The sequence below is a fragment of the Salmonella sp. SAL4457 genome, assembly GCF_046548235.1.
GTDB lineage: Bacteria > Pseudomonadota > Gammaproteobacteria > Enterobacterales > Enterobacteriaceae > Salmonella > Salmonella enterica.
This window is the reverse complement of the sequence record NZ_JBGDZO010000939.1, coordinates 1-252: the sequence shown is the minus strand read 5'-3', so window position 1 is coordinate 252 and position 252 is coordinate 1. Positions and strand designations below refer to the sequence as shown.

The following is a 252-nucleotide window of genomic DNA, read 5'->3' as shown; positions in this document are numbered from 1 at the left end:
ATCCTGTTCATCGGCGGTGCCGCTTCGGCTGCCACCAACCTGCTGTTCGCCATGCTCGCCCAGCTCGGCCCGCTGCACGCCGAGGCCCTGCCCAGCCATGACGTGATCAGCCTGGTGATGGCGCTCGAGCCGCACGTGCTGATGCTGGTGATGACCATCACCCTCGACAACTTCAGCGGCGGCCTCGCCGCCTCGGCCTTCGTCGCCTACCTGTCGAGCCTGACCAACCTGAAGTTCTCCGCCACCCAGTAC

Annotated in this window: 1 pseudogene; it reads left to right on the top strand. The window is 66.3% G+C overall.

The annotated features are described in order from the left end of the window. Positions 1 to 252: pseudogene (locus tag ACLJNW_RS26965) on the top strand (hypothetical protein); the annotation flags it as partial.